This is a genomic window from Agrobacterium leguminum (assembly GCF_015704895.1).
GTDB lineage: Bacteria > Pseudomonadota > Alphaproteobacteria > Rhizobiales > Rhizobiaceae > Agrobacterium > Agrobacterium leguminum.
In genome coordinates, this window is record NZ_JADQWB010000028.1 from 1 (window position 1) to 22,036 (window position 22,036).

At 60.7% G+C, this 22,036-nt stretch carries 25 protein-coding genes; 18 read left to right on the top strand and 7 right to left on the bottom strand.

Features of this window, described 5'->3' with window-relative positions:
* Nucleotides 1-354 precede the first annotated feature (354 nt).
* Both trhA and I3J13_RS24300 read left to right on the top strand, forming a co-directional pair.
* On the top strand, nucleotides 355-1,023 hold the full coding sequence (trhA, locus tag I3J13_RS24295; RefSeq protein ID WP_003522286.1) for a PAQR family membrane homeostasis protein TrhA: 669 nt from the start codon (nucleotides 355-357) through the stop codon (nucleotides 1,021-1,023).
* Nucleotides 1,024-1,139: 116 nt separating this feature from the next.
* Nucleotides 1,140-1,637, top strand: a complete 498-nt coding sequence (locus tag I3J13_RS24300; RefSeq protein ID WP_196380532.1) for a GNAT family N-acetyltransferase — start codon at nucleotides 1,140-1,142, stop codon at nucleotides 1,635-1,637.
* A 212-nt stretch (nucleotides 1,638-1,849) separates the two neighbouring features.
* Here I3J13_RS24300 and msrB read toward each other — a convergent pair whose 3' ends face one another.
* The gene (gene msrB / locus I3J13_RS24305; RefSeq protein ID WP_003522288.1) at nucleotides 1,850-2,257 is read right to left on the bottom strand and encodes a peptide-methionine (R)-S-oxide reductase MsrB; all 408 of its coding nucleotides are present in this window, start codon (nucleotides 2,255-2,257) and stop codon (nucleotides 1,850-1,852) included.
* Nucleotides 2,258-2,510: 253 nt separating this feature from the next.
* On the opposite strand from msrB, the gene I3J13_RS24310 reads away from it, so the two are divergent.
* The 10 genes from I3J13_RS24310 to I3J13_RS24355 all read left to right on the top strand — a co-directional run bounded on the left by I3J13_RS24310 (nucleotide 2,511) and on the right by I3J13_RS24355 (nucleotide 10,969).
* Nucleotides 2,511-4,895, top strand: a complete 2,385-nt coding sequence (locus I3J13_RS24310; protein ID WP_196380533.1) for a putative monovalent cation/H+ antiporter subunit A — start codon at nucleotides 2,511-2,513, stop codon at nucleotides 4,893-4,895.
* Nucleotides 4,892-5,311: a Na+/H+ antiporter subunit B gene (locus I3J13_RS24315; protein WP_020813166.1), complete on the top strand. Its 420-nt coding sequence runs from the start codon at nucleotides 4,892-4,894 to the stop codon at nucleotides 5,309-5,311. Before I3J13_RS24310 ends, I3J13_RS24315 begins: the two co-directional genes overlap by 4 nt.
* On the top strand, nucleotides 5,311-5,688 hold the full coding sequence (locus tag I3J13_RS24320) for a Na+/H+ antiporter subunit C (protein ID WP_003509263.1): 378 nt from the start codon (nucleotides 5,311-5,313) through the stop codon (nucleotides 5,686-5,688). The genes I3J13_RS24315 and I3J13_RS24320 overlap by 1 nt, the downstream gene beginning before the upstream one ends.
* A gap of 19 nt (nucleotides 5,689-5,707) precedes the next feature.
* Complete coding sequence (locus I3J13_RS24325; protein ID WP_196380534.1) at nucleotides 5,708-7,285, top strand: Na+/H+ antiporter subunit D; 1,578 nt, start codon at nucleotides 5,708-5,710, stop codon at nucleotides 7,283-7,285.
* Nucleotides 7,282-7,761, top strand: a complete 480-nt coding sequence (locus I3J13_RS24330) for a Na+/H+ antiporter subunit E (RefSeq protein WP_003522293.1) — start codon at nucleotides 7,282-7,284, stop codon at nucleotides 7,759-7,761. The genes I3J13_RS24325 and I3J13_RS24330 overlap by 4 nt, the downstream gene beginning before the upstream one ends.
* Nucleotides 7,758-8,144 (top strand): cation:proton antiporter, encoded by a 387-nt coding sequence (locus tag I3J13_RS24335; RefSeq protein WP_003522294.1) that lies wholly within the window; start codon nucleotides 7,758-7,760, stop codon nucleotides 8,142-8,144. Before I3J13_RS24330 ends, I3J13_RS24335 begins: the two co-directional genes overlap by 4 nt.
* A complete protein-coding gene (mnhG, locus tag I3J13_RS24340) occupies nucleotides 8,141-8,473 on the top strand; it encodes a monovalent cation/H(+) antiporter subunit G (RefSeq protein WP_003522295.1) in 333 nt (110 codons plus the stop codon). Before I3J13_RS24335 ends, mnhG begins: the two co-directional genes overlap by 4 nt.
* A 433-nt stretch (nucleotides 8,474-8,906) precedes the next feature.
* Nucleotides 8,907-9,335, top strand: a complete 429-nt coding sequence (gene ros, locus I3J13_RS24345; protein ID WP_003509257.1) for a MucR family transcriptional regulator Ros — start codon at nucleotides 8,907-8,909, stop codon at nucleotides 9,333-9,335.
* A 391-nt stretch (nucleotides 9,336-9,726) separates the two neighbouring features.
* Nucleotides 9,727-10,149 (top strand): helix-turn-helix domain-containing protein, encoded by a 423-nt coding sequence (locus I3J13_RS24350; RefSeq protein ID WP_137003095.1) that lies wholly within the window; start codon nucleotides 9,727-9,729, stop codon nucleotides 10,147-10,149.
* Nucleotides 10,142-10,969: a DUF6456 domain-containing protein gene (locus tag I3J13_RS24355; protein WP_196380535.1), complete on the top strand. Its 828-nt coding sequence runs from the start codon at nucleotides 10,142-10,144 to the stop codon at nucleotides 10,967-10,969. Before I3J13_RS24350 ends, I3J13_RS24355 begins: the two co-directional genes overlap by 8 nt.
* A 3-nt stretch (nucleotides 10,970-10,972) precedes the next feature.
* On the opposite strand, the gene I3J13_RS24360 is transcribed toward I3J13_RS24355, so the two are convergent.
* Entirely contained in the window at nucleotides 10,973-11,389 is a 417-nt protein-coding gene (locus tag I3J13_RS24360; protein ID WP_003522298.1) for a SufE family protein, read from the bottom strand.
* A 197-nt stretch (nucleotides 11,390-11,586) separates the two neighbouring features.
* Nucleotides 11,587-12,012, bottom strand: coding sequence for a DUF5330 domain-containing protein (locus I3J13_RS24365; RefSeq protein WP_003522299.1), 426 nt, complete (start codon nucleotides 12,010-12,012; stop codon nucleotides 11,587-11,589).
* A 488-nt stretch (nucleotides 12,013-12,500) separates the two neighbouring features.
* Here I3J13_RS24365 and I3J13_RS24370 point away from each other — a divergent pair, with 488 nt between their 5' ends.
* From I3J13_RS24370 to I3J13_RS24380, 3 genes are all read left to right on the top strand, one after another.
* Complete coding sequence (locus tag I3J13_RS24370; RefSeq protein ID WP_196380553.1) at nucleotides 12,501-14,033, top strand: sensor histidine kinase; 1,533 nt, start codon at nucleotides 12,501-12,503, stop codon at nucleotides 14,031-14,033.
* Nucleotides 14,005-14,904 carry a peptidoglycan-binding domain-containing protein gene (locus I3J13_RS24375; RefSeq protein ID WP_162935910.1) on the top strand — a complete coding sequence of 300 codons (900 nt, stop codon included), beginning with the start codon at nucleotides 14,005-14,007 and terminating at the stop codon, nucleotides 14,902-14,904. Before I3J13_RS24370 ends, I3J13_RS24375 begins: the two co-directional genes overlap by 29 nt.
* 261 nt (nucleotides 14,905-15,165) lie before the next feature.
* Nucleotides 15,166-15,519 carry a DUF1491 family protein gene (locus I3J13_RS24380; RefSeq protein WP_059753859.1) on the top strand — a complete coding sequence of 118 codons (354 nt, stop codon included), beginning with the start codon at nucleotides 15,166-15,168 and terminating at the stop codon, nucleotides 15,517-15,519.
* Between the two features lie 56 nt (nucleotides 15,520-15,575).
* On the opposite strand, the gene I3J13_RS24385 is transcribed toward I3J13_RS24380, so the two are convergent.
* Nucleotides 15,576-16,511: a DUF2336 domain-containing protein gene (locus I3J13_RS24385; protein WP_206696303.1), complete on the bottom strand. Its 936-nt coding sequence runs from the start codon at nucleotides 16,509-16,511 to the stop codon at nucleotides 15,576-15,578.
* Between the two features lie 561 nt (nucleotides 16,512-17,072).
* Here I3J13_RS24385 and I3J13_RS24390 point away from each other — a divergent pair.
* Nucleotides 17,073-17,261, top strand: a complete 189-nt coding sequence (locus tag I3J13_RS24390) for a hypothetical protein (protein ID WP_035261156.1) — start codon at nucleotides 17,073-17,075, stop codon at nucleotides 17,259-17,261.
* A gap of 19 nt (nucleotides 17,262-17,280) precedes the next feature.
* On the opposite strand, the gene I3J13_RS24395 is transcribed toward I3J13_RS24390, so the two are convergent.
* Together I3J13_RS24395 and I3J13_RS24400 are read right to left on the bottom strand one after the other, a co-directional pair.
* Nucleotides 17,281-17,829 (bottom strand): DUF1254 domain-containing protein, encoded by a 549-nt coding sequence (locus I3J13_RS24395; RefSeq protein ID WP_035261158.1) that lies wholly within the window; start codon nucleotides 17,827-17,829, stop codon nucleotides 17,281-17,283.
* Nucleotides 17,822-18,409: a DUF1214 domain-containing protein gene (locus I3J13_RS24400; RefSeq protein WP_003522305.1), complete on the bottom strand. Its 588-nt coding sequence runs from the start codon at nucleotides 18,407-18,409 to the stop codon at nucleotides 17,822-17,824. Before I3J13_RS24400 ends, I3J13_RS24395 begins: the two co-directional genes overlap by 8 nt.
* 111 nt (nucleotides 18,410-18,520) lie before the next feature.
* Between I3J13_RS24400 and I3J13_RS24405 the strand changes: the two genes are divergently transcribed.
* On the top strand, nucleotides 18,521-19,909 hold the full coding sequence (locus I3J13_RS24405; protein ID WP_196380536.1) for a M20 family metallopeptidase: 1,389 nt from the start codon (nucleotides 18,521-18,523) through the stop codon (nucleotides 19,907-19,909).
* Here the strand turns inward: I3J13_RS24405 and I3J13_RS24410 are convergent.
* Nucleotides 19,906-20,514, bottom strand: coding sequence for a LysE/ArgO family amino acid transporter (locus tag I3J13_RS24410; protein WP_059753851.1), 609 nt, complete (start codon nucleotides 20,512-20,514; stop codon nucleotides 19,906-19,908). The genes I3J13_RS24405 and I3J13_RS24410 overlap by 4 nt on opposite strands.
* Nucleotides 20,515-20,890: 376 nt before the next feature.
* Here I3J13_RS24410 and I3J13_RS24415 point away from each other — a divergent pair, with 376 nt between their 5' ends.
* Complete coding sequence (locus I3J13_RS24415; protein WP_196380537.1) at nucleotides 20,891-21,796, top strand: LysR family transcriptional regulator ArgP; 906 nt, start codon at nucleotides 20,891-20,893, stop codon at nucleotides 21,794-21,796.
* Nucleotides 21,797-22,036: the final 240 nt, after the last annotated feature.

The following is a 22,036-nucleotide window of genomic DNA, read 5'->3' on the forward strand; positions in this document are numbered from 1 at the left end:
TAGCTCAGGTCTCTTCGGCGTTTTCTTCGGGGCAACTCAAATCGCAAAGATCAATCTCGAAGATAAACTCTGACTGTCAGGGATGTCTCCGAACACATGTCAGGGATGTCTCCGGTCTTTACACTTGTCACAGGGATCCAGCCAGCCCAAGTCCTTGGGCTGAGAAGAGTCCTTTCGCCGCGCAGACGCGCGTCGGCTGGATTCCTGTGACAAGCACAGGAATGAGGGAAGTAGTGGACCTCTCCTTTCGCAACAGCCTCGAACGCAATTTGATTGCCGTTAACCGGGTGCTGTCTTGTTCCTGTCTAATATTGTCTCCATGCTTCGAGGAAAGCACGCAGACGGGATTGGACTATGAGCGATTTATGGCGGTTCGGGCGCCAGTATGATTTTCACGAGATTGTCGCCGATGGCATCGTCCATGGTGTCGGCATCGTGTTTGCGCTTATCGGCGCCACGGCGCTGATTTTCTACGCGACCGCCTGGGGGACGCTCAGCGCGATCGCCGCCGCGTGGATTTACGGTCTCGGCCTCGTCGCCTGTCTCTCCGTGTCCTTCACCTATAATATCTGGCCGCACTCCAGGGTGAAATGGTTCCTGCGCCGGTTGGATCATTCGGCGATCTTCATCCTCATTGCCGCCACCTATACGCCCTTTCTGATGCGCGGCATCCACGATCCGTTGATCGCCGTCATGCTGGGGCTGATCTGGCTCGCGGCGCTGTGCGGCATCCTTCTCAAATGCCTGTTTCCCGGCCGTTACGACCGGGTCGCCATCGGCCTTTATCTCGCCATGGGCTGGAGCGGCGTCATGGTGGTCGGGCCGCTGTCGTCGCATCTCGCCCCGGTCACGCTCTGGCTGATCGTCGCCGGCGGCGTCATCTATTCGCTCGGCGTCATCTTCCATGTCTGGGAAAAGCTGCGTTTCCAGAATGCCATCTGGCACGCTTTCGTGGTCGCCGCCGCCGCCGTTCATTATTTCGCCGTGGTCACCTCCTTCAGCCTCGTGCCGCTGGCATCCTGAAGAATGCGCCCCGATGGCGCATGGGTACTGGACAGCCATTCGCATCATCGCCTAATCCTCGTGCAGATGGCGGCCGAAAATACCGCCGCTGCAAGCAGGAAAAAGGGTGAACGACAATGAGCGTGCAACTGCGCGACGCGACCGTGGACGATCTCTCCGGCATCATGGAGATTTACAATGATGCGGTGCTGAATACGACCGCGATCTGGAACAACGTGCTGGTCGATCTGGAAAACCGCAAGGAATGGTTCGCCGCCCGTAAGTCACGCGGCTTTCCGGTCATCGTCGCAATCCTCGACGGCAAGGTCGCAGGTTATGCTTCCTATGGCGACTGGCGCGCTTTCGACGGTTATCGCCACACCCGCGAACATTCGGTCTATGTGCATAAGGATGCGCGCGGCCACGGCATCGGCAAAAAGTTGATGCAGGCGTTGATCGATCATGCCTCCGGCAACGACGTGCATGTGCTGATCGCCGCCATCGAGGCGGAAAACACCGCCTCCATCCGCCTGCATGAAAGCCTCGGCTTCAGAGTCGTCGGCCGGTTTTCGGAAGTCGGCACCAAGTTCGGCCGCTGGCTGGATTTGACGTGCATGGAGCTGAAGCTGAACTAGTTCCCGGGCGGGTTGCCTAGAGAAAGTGGCCCCGGCGCGGGGCGTCCAACCTCTCCTCCGTCATCCTTGGGCTTGTCCCAAGAATCTAACCACGTCGAATTAAATCAATCGGTTGCAGATCCTCGGGACAAGCCCGAGGATGACGCTGAGTGCTTGGGGTGGACGTCCGCAAACCGACGTCGCATGCCGTATAGGCGTTACCCATTGCCCAATCAAACCGGCTCGAACACCATCGAATGGCCGTTGATGCAATAACGCAGGCCGGTGGGCTTCGGGCCGTCCGGGAAGACGTGGCCGAGATGGCCGCCGCAATTGGCGCAGCGGATTTCCGTGCGCACCATGCCGTAGCTGGCGTCGCGATGTTCCGTCACGGCGCCCGGCTTTACCGGCTCGAAATAGCTCGGCCATCCGCAGCCGGCATCGAATTTCGTATCGGAGAGGAACAGCGGCTCGTCGCAGGCCGCACAGCGATAGAGGCCTTTCTGGAATGTATCCCAATAGGGCCCGGTGAAGGCACGCTCGGTGCCGTGTTCGCGCAGGATGCGATATTGCTCCGGCGTCAGCTGCTCACGCCATTCGGCATCGCTCTTTTTGATTTTTGGGGATGTCAGATCGCTCATGGAATGATCCTTTCTGTTCCCGCCTCAAATAGTCATCGCGGAGGCGGATTGAAAGGGGATGGGCGTCATAACGCGTTCGTTATGGGCCGGGAGTACCGATTTGGGTTGAGATGGCTTTGTCTATGCCTTAGAGCATTTCCAGGAAAAGTGGAGCCCGGTTTTCCGCCCGGAAATGCGCTCTAACTGAAAAAACGATTTGAAGAAGAACGCCATTATTGGCGCGCAGGGATGGGGGACATCCCGGGAGATGTGAATGACATCAGATGTCACGCCGTTGACATTCCTGTCGCTGTTTCTGCCGTTTCTGGCAGCGCTTGCCGCACCCGTCCTGGTTAAAAGGTTCGGTCACAATGCGGCGTGGGTCCTGGCGATTGCGCCTGCTCTCGCCTTTGCGCATTTTGCACTGATGCTGCCCGAGATCGCGGCAGGCGGGGTGGTGACCGGCGGTTATGCCTGGGTGCCGAGCTTCAATCTCAGCTTCTCCTGGTTCATCGACGGCCTGTCGCTGACCTTTGCGCTGCTGATCACCGGCATCGGCCTGCTGATCGTGCTTTATGCGGGCGGTTATATGAAAGGGCATCCGCAGCAGGGCCGGTTCCTGTCCTTCCTGCTGCTCTTCATGGGGGCGATGCTGGGCGTCGTGGTTTCCGACAGCCTGCTGATGCTGTTCGTCTTCTGGGAACTCACCTCCATCACCTCCTTCCTGCTGATCGGCTTCGACCATGAGCGCGCCGCCTCGCGCCGCGCCGCGCTGCAGGCGCTGGTGGTGACGGGCGGCGGCGGTCTGCTGCTGCTCGCCGGGCTGATTTTCATCTGGGATATCAGCGGCATGACGCAATTGTCGATGCTGGTGCGCGGCGGCGATGTCTTGCGCGACAGCCCGTTTTATCTGGCCGCGCTGCTTCTGGTTCTCGGCGGCGCCTTCACCAAATCGGCGCAGTTTCCCTTCCATTTCTGGCTGCCCAACGCCATGGAAGCGCCAACGCCGGTATCCGCCTATCTGCATTCGGCAACCATGGTGAAGGCCGGCGTCTATCTGCTGATGCGGCTCAACCCGGTTCTCGGCGATACCGCCGCCTGGCAGATCCTGCTGCCCTTCTTCGGCGGGTTGACCATGCTCACCGGCGCGTTGCTGGCCGTGCGCCAGACCGATCTCAAGCTGATGCTCGCCTATACGACGGTGTCGTCGCTCGGCCTGCTGGTCATGCTGACGGGTTTCGGCTCCGACCATGCCATCGAGGCGGCGGTGCTTTATCTGGTGGCGCATTCGCTGTTCAAGGGCGCGCTGTTCATGGTCGCCGGCATTATCGACCATGAGACCGGCACCCGCGACGTGACGAAGCTCGGCGGCCTGCGAAAAGCCATGCCGATCACCTTCGCGGCGGCGCTGACGGCTGCGATTTCCATGGCCGGCCTACCGCCTTTCTTCGGTTTTCTCGCCAAGGAAGAGATTTATTACGCGCTGGCGCATGGCAATCCGCGCGCCGTGCTGTTCACCGGCATCGCCATCCTCGGCAACGGACTGATGTTCGCCGTTGCCTTTGCGGTGGCGCTGAAACCCTTCCTCGGCAAGCCGGTGAAGACCCCGAAACACGCGCATGAAGGCCCGCTGCTGCTCTGGCTCGGCCCGGCGCTTCTGGCGCTGAAGGGGCTGACGATTGCGCTCTTTTCCGGCATCGCGCATTTCTACATCTCCATCCCGATGGCGAGCGCCATTGCCGGTGAGGCGCGCCCGGTGGAAATCTCGCTCATTCCCCATATCGGCGTGCCGCTCGGCCTGTCGCTGCTCACCATCGCGCTCGGCATCGTCCTTTACACGCAGCTTTCCGCCGTCCGTGGACTGATCGACCGCACCTTCAAGGCGCTGGGGGCAGGGCCGGACAGGGGCTTTGACGTCTTCATCGAAATGCTGGTGAAAGTCTCGTTCCACATCACCCGGCTCATTCAGCCGGGCAGGCTGGAATTTTACGTCACCGCCACCTTTGCCGTCATTGCCGCCGTGCTGCTGGTGCCGCTGTTCCTTTATGGGGAATTGCCGTCCATGCCGTCCTGGCCGCGCGATATGCCCATCCATGAGCTGACTTTCATCGTCATTGCCGTGGCGGGGCTCATCGCAGTGCTGACGGCGTCGAGCCGGCTCACCGCCATCATCGCGCTCGGCATTCAGGGTTTTGCGGTGGCGGTCATCTTCCTGCTCTTCGGCGCGCCCGATCTGTCCTTCACGCAATTTATGGTCGAGACGCTGTCGGTGGTCATTCTGACGCTGGTGATGACGCGGCTTCGCCTGTCGCCGTCAGACCATCGCGGCCTTGGCCAGAAGCTGCTGGACAGCACCATCGCCATCGCCTGCGGAACCGGCTTCGCTTTGTTCCTGATGCGCGCGACCGAGGCGAGTTTCGACAACCGCCTGACGGATTTCTACAACACCTATTCCAAGGTCATCGCCCACGGCGCCAATGTGGTCAACGTCATCATCGTCGACTTCCGTGGCACGGATACGCTCGGTGAAATCGCTGTCGTGATGATAACGGGTCTTGCCATTCTGGCGCTGATCCGCATCCGCCCGGCTGCTGCCATCAAGGGAGTCGCCGTCAAGGGACCGGCCAAAACCGCGAAGAAGAAAGGAGCGCGCGCATGAACACGCTCATTCTGCGCACCGTCGCCCCTGTCGTCACCAGCCTCATGGTGCTGTTTTCCATCTTCGTGCTGCTGCGCGGCCATAATGAGCCGGGCGGCGGCTTCATCGGCGGTCTGATCGCGGTCTCGGCGCTGGCGATCTATGGCATCGCTTATGGCGTCACCGCAGTCAGGCGCGCCATCATGTTTCATCCGCTGTCGATTGCGGGGGCGGGGCTGCTGCTGTCCATGCTTTCCGGCCTCGTTTCCATCGCCGCCGGCGTGCCCTTCATGACCGGGCTGTGGGTCTATCCGAGCCTGTTCGGGGTCGAAATACCGCTCTCCACCGTCATGTCCTTCGATATCGGTGTCTATCTCGTCGTGGTCGGCGCCATCACCTCCATTGCGCTGGCGCTGGAAGAAAGGGAAAGCGACTGATGGAAGCGGTCTTCTCCATTCTCGTCGGCATCTTTTTTTCGGTGGCGATCTATCTCATGCTGTCGCGCCACAGCATCCGCATGCTGCTCGGCATCGCCATTCTCGGCAATGCGGTGAACCTCTTGCTGTTCACGGCAGGCAGGCTGACGCGCGAAGTGCCGCCGATCATTCCGCCCGGCATGGATACGCTGCCCGCGGGTGCGGCCAATCCGCTGCCGCAGGCGCTCATCCTCACGGCAATCGTCATTTCCTTTTCCTTCTTCTGTTTCCTTCTGGTGCTGACCTGGCGTGCGTTTCAGGAACTGCAGACCGACGATACGGACGAAATGCGCACCGCAGAACCCGCAGGCGAGCCCTTGCCGCCGCTCGGTTATTGAGCGGCGAGGCTGAGACACCATGGCATCCTCCACCACATCCGCAGTCACCGATCTTTCCGCAGCGCTCGTCACGACGCCCGTGCCGCTGTCCGGCTGGCTGATCATTCTCCCCATCGCGCTCTGCATTGGCGCAGGCGCGGTACTGATGATGATGCGCCACGCCATCCGCCACCACGCGACCGTCGCCATCGCGGCGCTCTTCCTGCTGGTGCTGCTCGATGCCGCGCTTTTGTGGAAGGTCGCCACTGATGGCCCCTTCACCATGGTCATGGGCCGCTGGCTGCCGCCCTTCGGTATTGCCTTTACCGCCGATCTGACGGGCGCGCTGCTGTCGCTTGCCGCCGCCATCGTCGCACTTGCGGGCGCCATCCATGCCGGCGCGGATATCGACGCCAGCGGCAGGCGATACGGTTTCTATCCCTTCCTGATGCTCTTGATGGCCGGTGTCACCGGCGCTTTCCTGACCGGCGACATCTTCAACCTCTATGTCTGGTTCGAGGTGCTGCTGATCTCGTCCTTCGGCCTGATCGTGCTCGGCTCGACGCGCGAGCAGATCGACGGCGCGCTGAAATATGCCATTCTGAACCTCATCGGCACGACGCTGTTCCTGATAACTGTGGGTTATCTCTACGCCATCTTCGGCACGCTCAACATGGCCGATATCGCGCAGAAGGCGACCGGGCTGCGCGGTTCGGCGCCGCTGATGACGCTTGCGAGCCTGTTCGCGCTCGCCTTCGCCATGAAGGCCGCCGCCTTCCCGGTAAATTTCTGGCTGCCCGCTTCCTATCACACGCCGCGCATTGTCGTTTCCGCCCTGTTCGGCGGCTTGCTCACCAAGGTCGGCATCTATTCGCTGCTGCGCGTCATGGTCATGCTGTTTCCGGTCGAGCGGGAAGAACTCAGCATCGTCATCGCCATCTCGGCGGCGTTGACCATGGTGCTCGGGGCCATGGGCGCGCTCGCCCAGAACGATATCCGCCGCATGCTCGGCTATATCGTCATCTCGGGCATCGGTTACATGATGGCCGGCATCGCCATCGGCACGCCGTCGGGTGTCACCGGCGCCATTTTTTACGCGCTGCATTCGATGGTGTTGATGACGGCGCTTTATCTCGCTGCCGGCCATGCGGCCCGCCTCGGCGGCGGTTTCAGCCTCACCTCGCTCAGAGGCCTTTACCAGCAGGCTCCGTGGTTTTCGGCGCTGGCGCTGGCGCTGTTTTTCGCCGGTTCCGGCCTGCCGCCCTTTTCCGGCTTCTGGCCGAAGGCGGTGCTGGTCAAGTCGGCGATCGATATCGGCGCATGGTGGCTGGCCGGCGCCATTCTCGCCTCCGGCTTCATCGCCACCATCGCTTTCGGGCGGATCTTCCTTTTGTGTTTTTGGCGTCCCGTTGCGGCATCCCCCGGTCAGCCTTCCGTGCCGCAGGCGTCGCCCTCGGCAGCGCCGTCTTTCGCGCCGCTGGTGGGGCTGACGTTGCTGGTGGTGTTCTTCGGCCTGTTTCCGGAAAGCCTGCTCAATCTCAGCCAGCAGGCGGCCGCAGGCCTCGGTAATCCGCAGGCCTATATCCAGTCGGTCTTTACCGAAGGGGGCAAACCATGAGCCTCTATCTCGTACAATTGCTTTTCGTTGCCGTATGGCTCGCCGTGACAGGCAGCGTCACCCTCGCGAACATCATTTTCGCCCTTGTCGTTTCGACGCTGGCGCTCGGCATCATCCGCCACCAGCTTCCCGGTGGGCGTAACCACTGGCTCAGGCTTGTCCGGGTGCTGTCGCTGGTGCTGCTGTTCTTCAAGGAGCTGGCGCTTTCCGCATGGAAGGTCGCCGTGCTGGTGACGCGGCCGAAGCTCGACGTGCAGCCCGGCATTTTCGCCTATCCGCTGACGGTGACGACGGATTTCGAGATCACGCTGCTCGCCAATCTCATCACGCTCACGCCAGGCACGCTGTCGGTCGATGTTTCGGCGGACAGGAAAACGCTTTACGTGCACGCGATCGATTGCAGCGATATCGAGGCCACGAAAAACGACATCCGCAACGGCTTTGAAAGAAAGATCATGGAGGCGTTTCAGATATGACGCCGGAACAAATAGTTTCATTTGCAACTATACTTGCATCGGTTGTTCTGTCGGCCGCCTTTTTGCTGACAGTATATCGCGTCGTCGTCGGCCCCACCTTGCCGGACCGTATCGTTGCGCTCGACATGCTGGTGGGCATCGCCATCGGCTTTATCGCAGTCATCGCCATCCGCACCGGCTTCAATCTTTACGTCGATATTGCGATTGCGCTCGGGCTGGTCGGTTTTCTGGCAACGGTGGCCTTCGCCCGCTTCGTGCTGTCGCGCGGCCCGGACGGCCGGCGCAGGCCGGCGGCGGTTCTCGATGGCGAAAGGGCATCTGAAGCCATTGAAAAAAATATGGAAAAAGGTGTCGCCAACAGAAAAGGAAAGGGCAGGCGATGATGGCTTGGATCGTGGCTATTCTGGTTGCGGCGCTGTTGGTCTCAGGCGCCATTTTCTCGCTGATCGCGGCAATCGGCCTCAATCGGCTGCCGGATGTCTATACCCGCATGCATGCGGCTTCGAAGGCGGGAACGGTGGGGTCCGGCTTGCTGCTTCTGGCTGTCGGCATCCATTCCATGGAAATATCGACGCTGGCGCGGGCGCTCGCCGGTTTCTTCTTCTTTGTCCTTACCGCGCCGGTCTCGGCACATCTTCTTGCCATGGCCGCTCACAAGGCAGGTTATCCGCTTGCCGTTAAATCGGTAGTTGATGACATCAAGAAAATTTGAAGTTGAAAATCCCCCTAATAATTGGGGGTATTCATTTTCAATTACTACTTGGCATAGTATTTTATTACCCGTAATTTTTTGTATTCCGATTAGACTGTTTTGAACTGAAAAATTCACAATAGGAATTTGACTTTTGCTGTTTTGCTGTTATCCAAATTAAGTGTAAAGTTGCTAATCGCGATTTGCATCTAGCCTCTTCATAGTCGGCATAGGCATTTTATTAATGTCTAATCTATGGCCCATCGGACCATTGCTGCCCATGTCGCGGGCCATAAGTTGAATCTCGGACCAATTCGTTTCCGGTTTTCGCTCGAAATCTAGGGGTAGGTTTCATGTTGGTTTCAACAAGGCGAAGGTGGGGCACCGGGTAACTTCACATCGCTCGATGCGGCGTTCGCCCGCGTCAGGGGATCAATAAACAGGAGATACTTAAATGACGGAAACTGCATACGGTAACGCCCAGGATCTGCTGGTCGAACTGACTGCGGATATTGTGGCTGCCTATGTTAGCAACCACGTCGTTCCGGTAACTGAGCTTCCCGGCCTTATTTCGGATGTTCACACGGCACTCAGCGGAACATCGGCACCGGCATCGGTGGCGGTCAATGTCGAAAAGCAGAAGCCTGCCGTCTCCGTCCGCAAGTCGGTTCAGGATGACCACATCGTCTGTTTGGAATGTGGCGGCTCGTTCAAGTCGCTCAAGCGGCATCTCACGACGCATCACAGCATGACGCCGGAAGAATATCGCGAAAAATGGGACCTGCCGGTCGACTATCCGATGGTTGCGCCCGCCTATGCCGAAGCCCGCTCGCGGCTCGCCAAGGAAATGGGTCTCGGTCAGCGCCGCAAGGCCAGCCGTTGATTTTAAAGACGGTCCGGCTGCTGTCCTGACAGATAGCCGGAAGTCGCAAGGCAATACGGCCGGTCCTTTGACCGGCCGATTTCGTTTCTGGGGTTCGAAGATCTCACCTCCGTCCTGCCGGACCATATCCGGCATCCAGCTATGGCGCGTCTGCGCCGTGAGAGGGGTCTTTCGCGATCGAGAACTGCATCGCACCAGACCCGGGGGCCGTTCCCTTGACCGACTTTTATGTCGCGCAAAATTTCGATTGAGGAAAAAAATCCTTTATTGCGCATATCAACTCTGCAAAAATGAAGCCGTATCAATCGCATAATCCTCCATGCCAAATTTGCGCTTCCCCATGCTTGCTCTCAGGTGTATGAATTAATTCCTATTCGTAGAGGGGTTGCATATGCCGTCGGATACTGTGTTTCTGCCTGCCGCCGCGCGGCCTTGCGTGCGGGTCGGTGATCGTCCCTTTCGTCATTGGCCGTCTGCGGCCGGGCGGGATGAGATTTCCCGTCTTTGCCGTCTGGTACGGCAGCTCACCGGCGAGATGGTGCAATTGACGGGCGACCGAACGCTGGTGCGCCGCGACAGCCGGCGCACGGAATGCCACATCCGCCAGATCGCCATGTATGTGTGCCATGTGCAGCTGGGCATTCCCATGTCGGATATCGGGCCGTGTTTCGGCCGGGACAGGACGACGGTGGGCCATGCCTGCCAGGTGGTGGAGGACCGGCGTGACGAACCGGCATTCGATGAGTTCGTCGCCGTGCTGGAGCGGCTCACCGGCAGTATCTTCAACGCGATGAAAGGCGCCCGGGATGAGTGAGGAAAAAAGCATCCCGGTTGCCTCCCCGAACCCTCATCTCCTGCGGCTGCTGCGTTGCATCGCCGCGGGCGCGGCCGAGATGTCGCAGGAGGGCGGCGATATCGTCCTGCGCCGGGCGCGGGCGGGCCATCCCGCGCTGCGGTTTCCGGCCGCGACGGTGCGGTTTGCCATTTCTTCCGGGCTGGTCGAGCAGCGGGAAAACACCCTTTCCGCCGCACCGCCGCTCGCCTCCTGCCTGAAACGTGCAATGGCAAAAGACCGGGACGAGGTTTTTCAGGAACAGCACCGGCATATGCAGACGGTTGTTGTGGATGTCGGCGATGCGAAGCAGCAGGCCCGGCGCAATCTCAACACCTCTCCCCTGACCAGCCTTGCAAGGCTGAAGGAACGGGACGGTGCGGCGTTTTTCCCGGCGGATGCTCTGGAGGCGGGCGAGCGCCTTGCCGCCGATTTTCATCGCGGCCATCTCAACCCGAAGGTAACGGCGACATGGGAGCCGAGAATAGCGAACCGCACAAAAGGCGAGGCGGGAGGCGCGCTCGATCTTACCGAGGCGGCAATGGCCGCAAGAACGCGGTTTTCCCGCGCGGCCGATGCGATGGGGCCTGAACTGTCGGGCGTCGCCATCGATATCTGCTGTTTCGAAAAGGGGCTGGAGACGGTGGAGCGCGAAAGGCAATGGCCGGCGCGGTCGGCAAAACTGCTGCTGCGCGCAGCACTGCTGGCGCTTGCCCGCCATTATGCGCCGCCTGCGGCCCGCGCCGGCAGGAAGGAACACCATTGGGGCGATGCAGATTATCGCCCGTCGATGGAGAGGTGAAAGTCAGGCGGCCAGCAGCCGGGCTTCCTCGCGGATGCGCTTGATCATGGAGCGCAGGCCGTTGGCGCGCTGCGACGACAGATGTTCCACCAGCCCGATCCTGTCGAATACCTCAATGGCGTCGAGACCGGCGATTTCGGAGGCTCTCTTGCCGGAATAGACGGCGAGCACGATGGCGACGAGGCCGCGCACGATATGCGCATCCGAATCGCCTTCGAAGGTCAGGAGAGGGTCTTCCGCACCATTGCTGTGGCTGACGAGCCAGACCTGGCTTGCGCAGCCATGCACCTTGTTCTCGGCCGTGCGCTTGTCTTCCGGCAGATCGGGAAGCGCCTTGCCGAGTTCGATGACATAACGATAACGATCCTCCCAGTCGTCGAGGAAGGCGAAGTCGTCAAGGATCGTTTCGAGAGAGGCCATTTGCGCGCCGTATCATCCATTATTGCAGGTCTTTGTTAGGATATAGGCGAAGTGCGGCCGGTTTTGAACCATGGGCCACGAAAAAGCCCACGGAAAGCAGGTTTCCGTGGGCAAGTCAGGCAGGCAATCGGCAGCCGGATATTTTCGGCTGCAAAAAGGGTGCGGCGCGGAGGCCGGCAAGGATCAGGGCAACAGTATCAGGGGGCCGGGCGCTTCTGCGGCAGGGGAATGACGGTGCCGGTCTTCAGCATGTCGGCATCCTTCGGAAATTCGACGCTTACGACCGGGGCTTCGGCCAGTTTTTCGGTCTCGGCCGCGAGTTCAGCGGCGGGGGCCGGCTTGTCACCGGAAGCAAGCTGCTTGTCCAGCAGTTCATAGGCCACCTTTGCGCCTTCCTTTGCCCGCTCACCGAGCGCATGGAAGGTTTCGGCGCCCTTGACGCAGACATCGGGCTTTTCGATGCAGATGGCGCTGACATAACGATAGGCTTCACCGGCGGCCGAAACGGCGCTGGGAATATCGAAGGCCGAAGGTTCCTTGGCCGGATCGTTGCTGCTGCCGAAATAGGACAGCGCCACCAGCACCAGCGAAAACCAGAATGTTCCCTTGATCAGAAACCACATTGTCAGACTACCCTGCCAGATGATCTTTGTTTTCTAAAGCCCCGCCCGGTTTCGGGTCATCGGCCTTTGTCCCGTTTTTCGGGCTTGTGAAGAAGCTACACGCGACCGGCGAACAGCCGATTGCAAAAAGCGGCGCAATTTAATTCAAATTGTATCTATTCTCCTCGTATCGGGACGCCTGCCATCAATTCATTCGCATTTTAACAGTCCATGTTAAGCATAATTGCGACAGAGGCCGCGCGTTCCGGGCGAAAGCGGCGCAAAGCTTTGCCACAAAAGTTAACGCGATGGCAAAAATGAAGCGAAATCCGTCGCTTACCCGTCATTAACCATGATTGGCAAAGCTTCGAAGAAATGCCCCGTAATGGGACTGCGAGGCATTTGACGGGCCTTTGAGGCCATTCTTTTTATCCATTCCTTAAGCCGCCGCCTTCTATTGTCGGAGCCGTTAGAACCGCCTCAGGGATTCGGTGTTGGTATTGCGTAATATGAGAGAAAAAGCGGTCGCATTGGTCGACCATGCCGCAGGCAGATGGCTTGCGCGCATGGAAGAGGACGCCGAAAGGCGCGCCGAAACCGTTGCGCGCCTGCGCCGGCTGATCGCCTTCAGCGCCGTCGGACTTCTGGTGGTACCAGCCCTCTTCAGCCTCGTTTTCAGCCCCGCCATCGCGCTGCCCATCGGCGCTGCCCTGGTGCTGGCGCTGTTTCTGGCCGCCGCAGCATTGTTGATTGCCTTTTCGCGTCCCGCGCGCGGTGCATCCTCCTTTTCCGCCTCGTCTGGCGATAACGACCTGATCGCCGCTACGCAGGTGCCGGGCCTCGTGCTCATGATCGGTGATACCGGCTTCGTCGAACACGTCTCCGGCCGCGATCTTACGACCTTCCCGGCCGATCTGCAGGCCAGCAAGGACCATGCCCTCGTTGAATATGTCTATGTCTCGGACCGTATCGAATTGATGCAGGCTTTCGACCTGCTGCGGCAGGGCGAGGACAGGGCAACCGCTGAACTCCGCTTCGAGACCGGTGCAAAGTCGCGTCAGGCGCAGTTCATGCATGCGCGTATCGAGATGACGGCTATCCGCAGCGCCAGCGGCCGGCTACGCCGCATCGTCGCCCAGCTTTCCGATGTCACCGAGATGGAACGCCTGCGCCGCGATGTCGCCCGCAAGGCGGCCGAGGCGGAATCGGCCAATGATGCGAAATCCCGCTTTCTCGCTGCCGTCAGCCACGAGTTGCGCACGCCGCTCAACGCCGTCCTCGGTTTTTCCGATATTCTGGCCGGCGAATATTTCGGCCGGCTGGAGAACGACCGCCAGCGGGAATATGTCGGCCTGATCCGCCAGTCCGGCGCCCATCTTCTCTCTGTCGTCAACACCATGCTCGATATGAGCAAGCTGGAAGCCGGCCGTTACGAGCTGATGATGGAAAGCTTCCCGATTGCCGAAACCATCTCGTCCTGCGAGGCTATGCTCGGCCTGCAGGCGAAGGAAAAAGGCCTGACTTTGACCAGCCGCATCCAGCGCGGTATCGGCGAAATCTCGGCGGATCAGCGCGCCATCCGGCAGGTTCTGATCAATCTTGCCGGCAACGCCATAAAATTCACCGATGCCGGTGGTGTGGTGTCGATCGACGCCGCGCGTGAGGGTGCGATGCTGAAGCTGACGGTGAGCGATACCGGCATCGGCATCGCTTCCGACAAGATCGAACTCCTGGGCCAGCCTTTCATGCAGGTTCAGAATGAATATACCCGTCGCTATGAGGGCACGGGTCTGGGATTGTCCCTCGTCAAGGGGCTTGTGGCACTGCATGGCGGCACTTTCGCCATCGCCAGCAAGCCCGGCGAGGGAACGGTCGTAACGATCACCCTGCCTGCCGACGGTTCGGGCATGGCGGGTGGCGGCGAAAGCGCCGAAGCCGAAAGCATGGTGGAATTTCCGCCGCGCATCCGGCAGCTCGGCGATATGGCCGCAATGATGAAAAAGGATGGTGACGATGGCCCCGCGAAAGCGAAAATCGCCTAAGAAAACAACGGCCCAGATTGGCGCCGGGATTGTTTCCTTGGTGGTTTCGGCCATCGGGCGCGAAATCCTGCGCCATCCGAAACTGGTCGGCAGTTGCGGCGCCTTCGCGGTCGTCTTCGGTTTTGTCGCCGCCAATGCGCTCTGGTATCAGCCGGGCGTGCACCCGTCGCCTTTCCTGCGCACGCGCGATGCGGAAAACCCGAACGGCATCGCCGGTTATCGCCCGGCCGAGCCGCTCGGCACGCAGGGTAATGTCACCACCTTCCGCATAGAACGACCGGCGGAGACGCAAAACGCGCAGCAGCCGGCGGCCGAAACGCCGGCGCAACCCGTTGCCGAAAACCAGAAGCCGCAGCAGATCGTTGCCGATATTCAGGCCGAACTGAAGAAACGCGGGCTTTACGAAGGCGAGGCGGATGGCCGCATGGGCCCACGCACCGCCGCCGCCATCATGTTCTTTGAAGAAACGCTCGGCATGGAACAGACCGGCGAGCCGACAACCCGCGTGCTGGCGGCGCTCAGGATAGACGGCGCGACGGTTGCCGCGATCCCCAGGGACCGGCCAGCCGATACCAGCGGCGGCGTCGAGATCGACCCCGTGGCCGCCGCCATCCGCAAGGCGGAAGCGCCGCGCCCGAAGGCCGAACCAGCCTCTCTCAACAGCGCGGCCAAACCGGCAAGCCGCGATCTGATCGCCAAGATCCAGCAGGGGCTGATCAATATCGCCTATGCCGACGTGAAGGTGGACGGCGTGGCCGGCCAGCAGACCCGCAACGCCATCCGCGCGTTTGAGAAGCACTATCGCCTGCCGGAAACCGGTGAGCCGAGCGAGGCCGTGTTGAAGAAGCTGAAGTCGATTGGTGCGCTTTAGATTTTGACAGCGGGCGAAGGTGCGTGGGGCTTACCCCCCTCTGCCCTGCCGGGCATCTCCCCCTCAAGGGGGAGATCGGCAAGAGGCTCTTTCGCGGCTCCATTCTCAAACGTTGAGATGGGCGAGACATTGCCACAGATCGATCTCCCCCCTTGAGGGGGAGATGCCCGGCAGGGCAGAGGGGGGTAAGCCCCACGCACCTTCGTCCGCCTAAAATCAACATTGAGAAGCACGCCCACCGTTTCCATCGAAAGCACCCCCATGCGCCTCAAATCCGAAATGTTCGTCTCAGCCCTCATCCGCCGCGTTTTCGCCGCCGGCGGATTTGCGGCTGTCGAAAAGAAGGGGGCGGAGGAGGCGGGGGCGATTTTCATTCGTCAGCGCCTGCGCGATGGCCGCGAAAATCTCTACGGACCCGCGCCGCAGAGCTTTGCCGATGACGAGGACATCCGCGCCGAGCGCCGTTTCGAAACGCGCCTTGCCGGTGCGGATGGCGAGGAAAGCGCCGCTCTTCTTGAGAGGGAACGACGCTTCGACAGCGACCTGTGGGTAGTGGAGATCGAAACAGATGAGATCGGGACTCTGCTGACGCTGGTGGATCAGCCCAAGGCTTAGAATCGTCCGGCAATGGCCCGCTTCTTCAATCCGTGAAGGTGCAAGGCCAGCCGCGCTTACCCTTGCGTCCCGGTTCTCTGCGCAGCCGGTGCGCTGTGGCCCGGCCGTTCGCGGCCATGCGTATAGCTGTCGGCCCGCCGCCAGCTCTCCAGCCGCTCTTCGCATTCCACGATGTCGAGACGGTCGAGCAGGGCTTCGGCACGGCTCATATCGCCTTCGGCGGCGGAAAGATGCGGATAGAAACATTGCAGCACGAAAGCCGCCTCGGAAAATTCCATGCCAAGGCCTGTCAGCGTCGTTGCCAGCTGCGCGCCTGATATATCGAGCATGATGCGCTCCGACAGCCAGTAGCTGGAGGAGAGAGAATCCGCCAGCGCCACCGCGAATTGCCGGGCATTGCGCTCGCGGGCGAAACGCACCAGCAGCGCTTCCTGCACCTCGCTCAACCGGCGAAGGCCGAGAACGTCGCTTTCCGGGCGGTTCAGGTGATGCGCCATCTGCTTGATTCGCTGGCGCATTTCCTCTTCGAGCGCGGAAGCGGCGGCGATGGTGTCCGTCTTTTCTTCCGCTTTCGGCTCTTCGGGGCTTTCCGCCGCCTGCGGTTCGGCAGCCGTCGTCTCCCCATCCGGCCGCTTCAGATCTTCGGCGTGACGCAGCCCGACAAGCGCATCGATGACGGTGGGGGAGAGGTCCTCGCGGCGCACGATGGCGCGCGCATGCGCCGCCCCTTGCGTGCGGGCAATGGTGATCAGCGTGTCGTCATCGAGGCATTTGGAGGAGATGAGGAAGGGCGCCGCAAGCGAAATCGGCTGGCAGGCGATGAAGAAGGCGACAGCCGAAGGCACGCTCGGATGCTGGGAGAGCGCGGCAATGGCCTCCCGCTTGGCTTCATCGGTGGAGGCGTTGAAAAGCGGCATGAAAAGTTCGGCGAACTGCCGAAGGTCCGTTTTTGACGGATGGGAGACATTCTCGAAATTCGTCACGGTGGCCATCAGCACCACATCTTTCTTCCTCACGGCTCTTGGCCTCTCAAGTTCTCGAAACCGGTCGGTCAACGCACTACCCAACAAACGCAAACACAATATCGGCTCAAATTAGAGCAAATGCGTTGACGTCCTGTTAACTATGGGGGGTGGCAAGAGAGAATCCGCCTCTATCAACAAGGAAATTTTAAAACCTTGATGACGGACGAAAAGCCGTGGAACTTTACCGCATCGCCTTTGTTTTCAAGGGGTGCGGCTCCCGCCGGAATAAGTTGGGGTCCGGCAATTAAGGTTAACGGATCATTAACCTCTGTCTGTTTGTAATTTCATGGGCAGTATTAGGATTCCATGTTATTCTTATCGACGGAATAAATGCAAAAATGGCATGCGAAGCCTGAATCTGCGCACGATCCCCTTATGAGAATCGCTTTGGATTTTTGGATCGTGCGAAAACCAGTCTGTGGACTGGCCTATGCGCAATGTGATGGTGATGAAATTCCCGACGCAAGACGAGGCTTGCGCGGTTCCCATGGGCAACATTGACAATCATGTCCCGAAGAGGAGATGAGCATGGCAGAGATTATTCCAATCGGCGACGCCCGACGAAGCCTGCGCCCTGCCGGCGCGGTGGCAACGGTGATCGGCCCGGCGAAAGTCGTGCTGTTTACCGGCGTGCGCTATGAAAAACGCGATACCGAGCCGACCGGCAAAGTCGCGCGCAAGGGCAAATCCGCAGCGGAAACCGCCCTCAAATCCTGACTACAGAGAATAACCGACGTTATTTCCACGCCGTCGGCTGGCATTTCGCCTCGTTCAGGAACCGTTCCGCCTCTTCGCCGAAACTCGGCTGCGGCACCATGGTCCGCAACACAACATATCCTTCCGTCTGATCCGATTCCGCCAGAATGGCCTGCGAAAGCGCGGGTGGCTGCGCCTTGCGGATGGCGGCGATCTGCACCGCATCCGCCACCAGAATATCCATCACCCCGCCGGCGGATGTGCGGTCATTCATGCTGAAAACCTCATTCGAGGCCTTGTCGTAAACCGCGACCGACCAGAAGGGCACGGCCCCGATGGCGGTGAGCCTGACCGGCTTGTCCTCGATATCGAAGGTGCAGACCGCGACCCGCATGAAGGGATCGCCGCTGCCAAGCGTCTTTTTCTCCGTCGTCTCTTCGAGCAGATGAAACTGATGCGGCTTTCCTTCCGCCACCGCGCGCGTATAGGCGTCGCGATTGCTGAAATGCGGTATCGCCAGAAGAATGATGACATGCAGCACGGCTGCGCCGACGAGACCGGTGAGGATGGCGAGCAGGACCCTAAGCATTGCCACACCCCAGCTTGCGGATTTGCGGCATGGAAATATCGATCAGGCCGGAACTGCCCGCGACGGGCGTGTCGAGCAGGGTCATGACCAGCCTGAAGGTCTGGCCCTGCGGCACCGACAGCCAGTTATAAGTCTGGGCGTCAGCGGCGATGGTGATATCGATGCCGCCATCGGCGCTGCGCAAAAGCGTACGGGAATTCAGCGCGAAGGGCCGCCCCGCATCTTCCGCCAGCACATTGCCCTGCTGGTCGGCGGTGTAGATCGTCCAGAACCGTGCAGGCGGCACGGCGCCGGCCAGCCGGTAGCGGCATTCGCCGCTCAGGCGTTGCCCATCGCTGTCGACGGAGGCGGTAAAAGCCAGCCCTTCCGCGGTTCCGTAAAGGAGCTTGCCGGCGTCGGCGCGGTGCGATTTGGCGTAAGGATCGGCCTCGATCGTCTGCGCTTCGGGAAAGGCATCCCAGGAGCCGATGCGGATCGATCCAAAGCCGGATGTCGCCTCAAGGGCTGCCAGCGTCGCGGCAATACCGCCGCCAAAGGCGATCAGAAGGGCGATGCCGACAAGGAATGGAACTCGGAACACGCTGTTTTCCCGTTTATGAACAGGTCGAGGACTATCACTGATTCCCTGTTTGGAAAATGGCGCGGCTTGTTTACTCTCCGTGAAAATGATCACAACCGGGGATATTCCATCATGTCGCGACAATCCGCAATCGACCGTGCCGCCGCCTGTTTCGACGATGGCAGCTTCGAGCGGGATTTGTCGCGACGCGTTTTGCGACGGACCGAAAGCCAGAATGAAGAGCAGGGCGAGGAGCTAACGCTTTATTTGGAACAGGAAATGCTGCCTGCTTTCGCCGCCATGGGTTTCTCCTGCACCATCCTGCGTGACCCGACGGCGAATTTGCCGTTTCTGATCGCCGAGCGTTTCGAAGGCGACACGCTGCCGACCGTGCTGGGATACGGCCACGGGGATGTGGTGCGCGGTCAGGACGAGGGCTGGGCCGAGGGGCTTTCGCCCTTTGTGATGGCTGAGCGCAATGGCAGGTGGTATGGGCGCGGCACCGCCGACAATAAGGGGCAGCATTCGGTCAATATGGCGGCGCTGAAAGCCGTGCTCGAGACACGCGGCAGACTTGGTTTCAACGCCAAATATCTGATCGAGATGGGCGAGGAGAGGGGCTCCCCCGGCCTGAGGGAGATTTGCCGGAACCATGGCGAGCGGCTGAAAGCCGATCTTCTGATCGCCTCCGACGGCCCGCGCCTGAATGCGGAACGGCCGACGGTTTTTCTCGGCGCGCGCGGCGGCATCACCTTCGATCTGGTGATCGAGGCGCGTGAGGGCGGCCATCATTCCGGCAATTGGGGCGGCGCGCTCTCCAATCCCGGCGTGCAGCTGGCCCATGCCGTCGCAAGTCTCGTCGGCCCGACCGGCCAGATCCGCGTGCCGGAACTGGTGCCGGATGAGTTGCCGAAAGCGGTGCGTGAGGCCCTTGCCGATTGTGAAATCGATGGCGGGCCGGACGGTCCGAAGATCGATCCGGACTGGGGCGAGCCCGGCCTTTCCACCGCTGAGCGGGTTTTCGGCTGGTGTGCGCTGGAAGTGCTGGCTTTCGAGACCGGCAATCCGCGTGCGCCGGTCAACGCCATTCCGCCACGGGCATGGGCGCGGCTGCAATTGCGCTTCGTCGTCGGTATCGATCCGCAAGCGGTTCTGCCCGCCGTGCGGCGTCACCTCGACCGGCAGGGTTTCGCCATGGTGGAAATCGCGCCTGCCGGCGACGAGATTTTCCGCGCCACCCGGCTCGATCCGCAGGATCCATGGGTGGATTTCACGCTGCGCTCCATTGCGCGCACAACGGGCAGAAAACCGGCGCTTCTGCCCAATCTCGGCGGTTCGCTGCCCAACGATATCTTTGCCGATATCCTCAAACTGCGCACCATCTGGGTGCCGCATTCCTATCCCGGCTGCTCGCAGCATGCGCCGAACGAACATTTGCCGAAGGAGATCGCCCGCGAGGCGCTTACCCTTATGGCCGGGCTCTATTGGGATATCGGAGAGGGGGATACGCCGCCGCTTTAGGCGCCCATGACAAGCTTGAAGGCGATGGCCCACATGGTGACGGCGATGACGCCTTCGAGAATGCGCCAGGCGGAGGGTTTTTCGAAGATCGGCCGCAGCCAGCGCGCGCCGTAACCCAGTGAAAAGAAGAACACCAGCGAGCCGGTGGCCGCGCCCGCTGCGAAGGTTTTTTCGAAGCCGGGAAACTGCGTGGAAATGGTGCCGAGCAGCACGACGGTATCGAGATAGACATGCGGATTGAGAAAGGTCAGCGCAAGGCAGATGGCCAGCGTCTGCCACAGGCTCGCCTCCTGTCGCTCCGCTACCGAAAGCGCCTCGGAGGAGCGCAGCGCCGAATGCAGGCTTTTGGCGCCATACCAGATGAGGAAGGCAGCCCCCGCATAACGCATTATGGGATCGAGCGCCGGCATGATGGCGCTGATCCGCTGAAAACCGAAAACCCCGACGGTAATCAACAGCGCATCGGCAATGGCGCAGGTGGCGCAGACGGCAAACACATGCGAGCGCGCCAGCCCCTGCTTCAGAACGAAGGCATTCTGCGCGCCGATGGCAACGATGAGGCTGAGGCCCATCGTCAGGCCGGTGAAGAAGATCTGGATGTCCATGCGCGTCGCGGCCCCTGCCTCTGTCCCTGTGGAATGGCCGAAGGCGTTGCTTCCGGACCGAGTGCTTGGATATTTCCGCCAGATAGTTTAATCCAGTTAAATAAACTCAATCCGGATAAGCTGAGCTAATGTCGCACTTCTCTCTTCAACCTCTCGATTTTCCGCGACGTTGCCATCTCTCCACCCTCATTCCTGTGCTCGTCACAGGAATCCAGCCAGCCCAAGTCCTTGGGCTGAAAAGGCTCTTCCGCCGCACAGATGTGCGTCGACTGGATTCCTGTGACAAGCACAGGAATGAGGGCAGGGAGGATCGCTGCCGATGGTCCGAGCCCTTGCATGTGCTGTGTCGAAACCAGCCTTCAAAGCGGGTATCATAATGCTCGACTATCCCTCCATGCGGGCCGTGGCGCTCGTTGCTCAAACCGGCAGTTTCGAAAAGGCGGCGCAGGTGCTGTGCGTCACGCCGTCGGCCGTCTCCCAGCGCATCAAGCAACTGGAGGAGCGGCTGGGCGTGGTGCTGATCGTGCGCGGCAACCCCTGCGTGGCGACGGAAAAGGGCGAATGGCTCTGCCGTCACATGGATCATGTCGGCATGCTGGAAAGCGAATTGTTCCGACAGCTTCCGGCGCTGGCGGAAGCGGGCGCAGCGCAGGAGCGCGTGACGCTCAACATCGCCACAAACGCCGACAGTCTCGGCACATGGTTTCTGGATGCGGTTTCGAAATTCACCGGCGGCAGCGATTATCTCGTCAATATCGCGGTGGACGATCAGGACCACACGGTGGAATGGCTGCGCGGCGGCAGGGTGCTCGCCGCCGTCACCGCCCATGCCAAGCCTGTGCAGGGCTGCCGGGTCCTGGCCCTCGGCGTGCTGCGCTATCATGCCACCGCCAGCCCGGATTTCATGGCCCGCCATTTCGCCGGGGGCGTCACGCCCGCCGCCCTTGCCCGCGCCCCGGGGCTCACCTTCAACCAGAAGGACAGGCTGCAGGCGAGCTGGGTCAGGAAGGTGCTGGGCGAGGATATCGCCTATCCCACCCACTGGCTGCCCTCGACCGACGGTTTCGTGAAGGCAAGCCTTTCCGGCATGGGCTGGGGGCTCAATCCGGTGCAGCTTGTGGGGGATCACCTCAAGACGGGGAGGCTGGTGGAGGTCGTTCCCGGCACGCCGCTCGATATTCCGCTTTACTGGCAGGTCAACCGGCTCGCGGCGGAGCGGCTGGGGGTGTTGACGTCGCATGTGGTGGAGACGGCGAGGGGGGTGTTGATCCCGATGCCGTAAAGCATCTTGCGCCAGGCGGGGTCGCGGTTTTCCGATTGTAGAGACGGGGAGCGTGACGCTTACCCCCCTCTGTCCTGCCGGACATCTCCCCCACAAGGGGGGAGATCGACCCGAGGCTATGTCTCGCCCATCTCAACGTTTGAGATTGAAGTGGTTGTAAAGCGTCTTGCCGATCTCCCTCCTTGTGGGGGAGATGCCCGGCAGGGCAGAGGGGGGTGAGCCACACACTCCGACAGAATC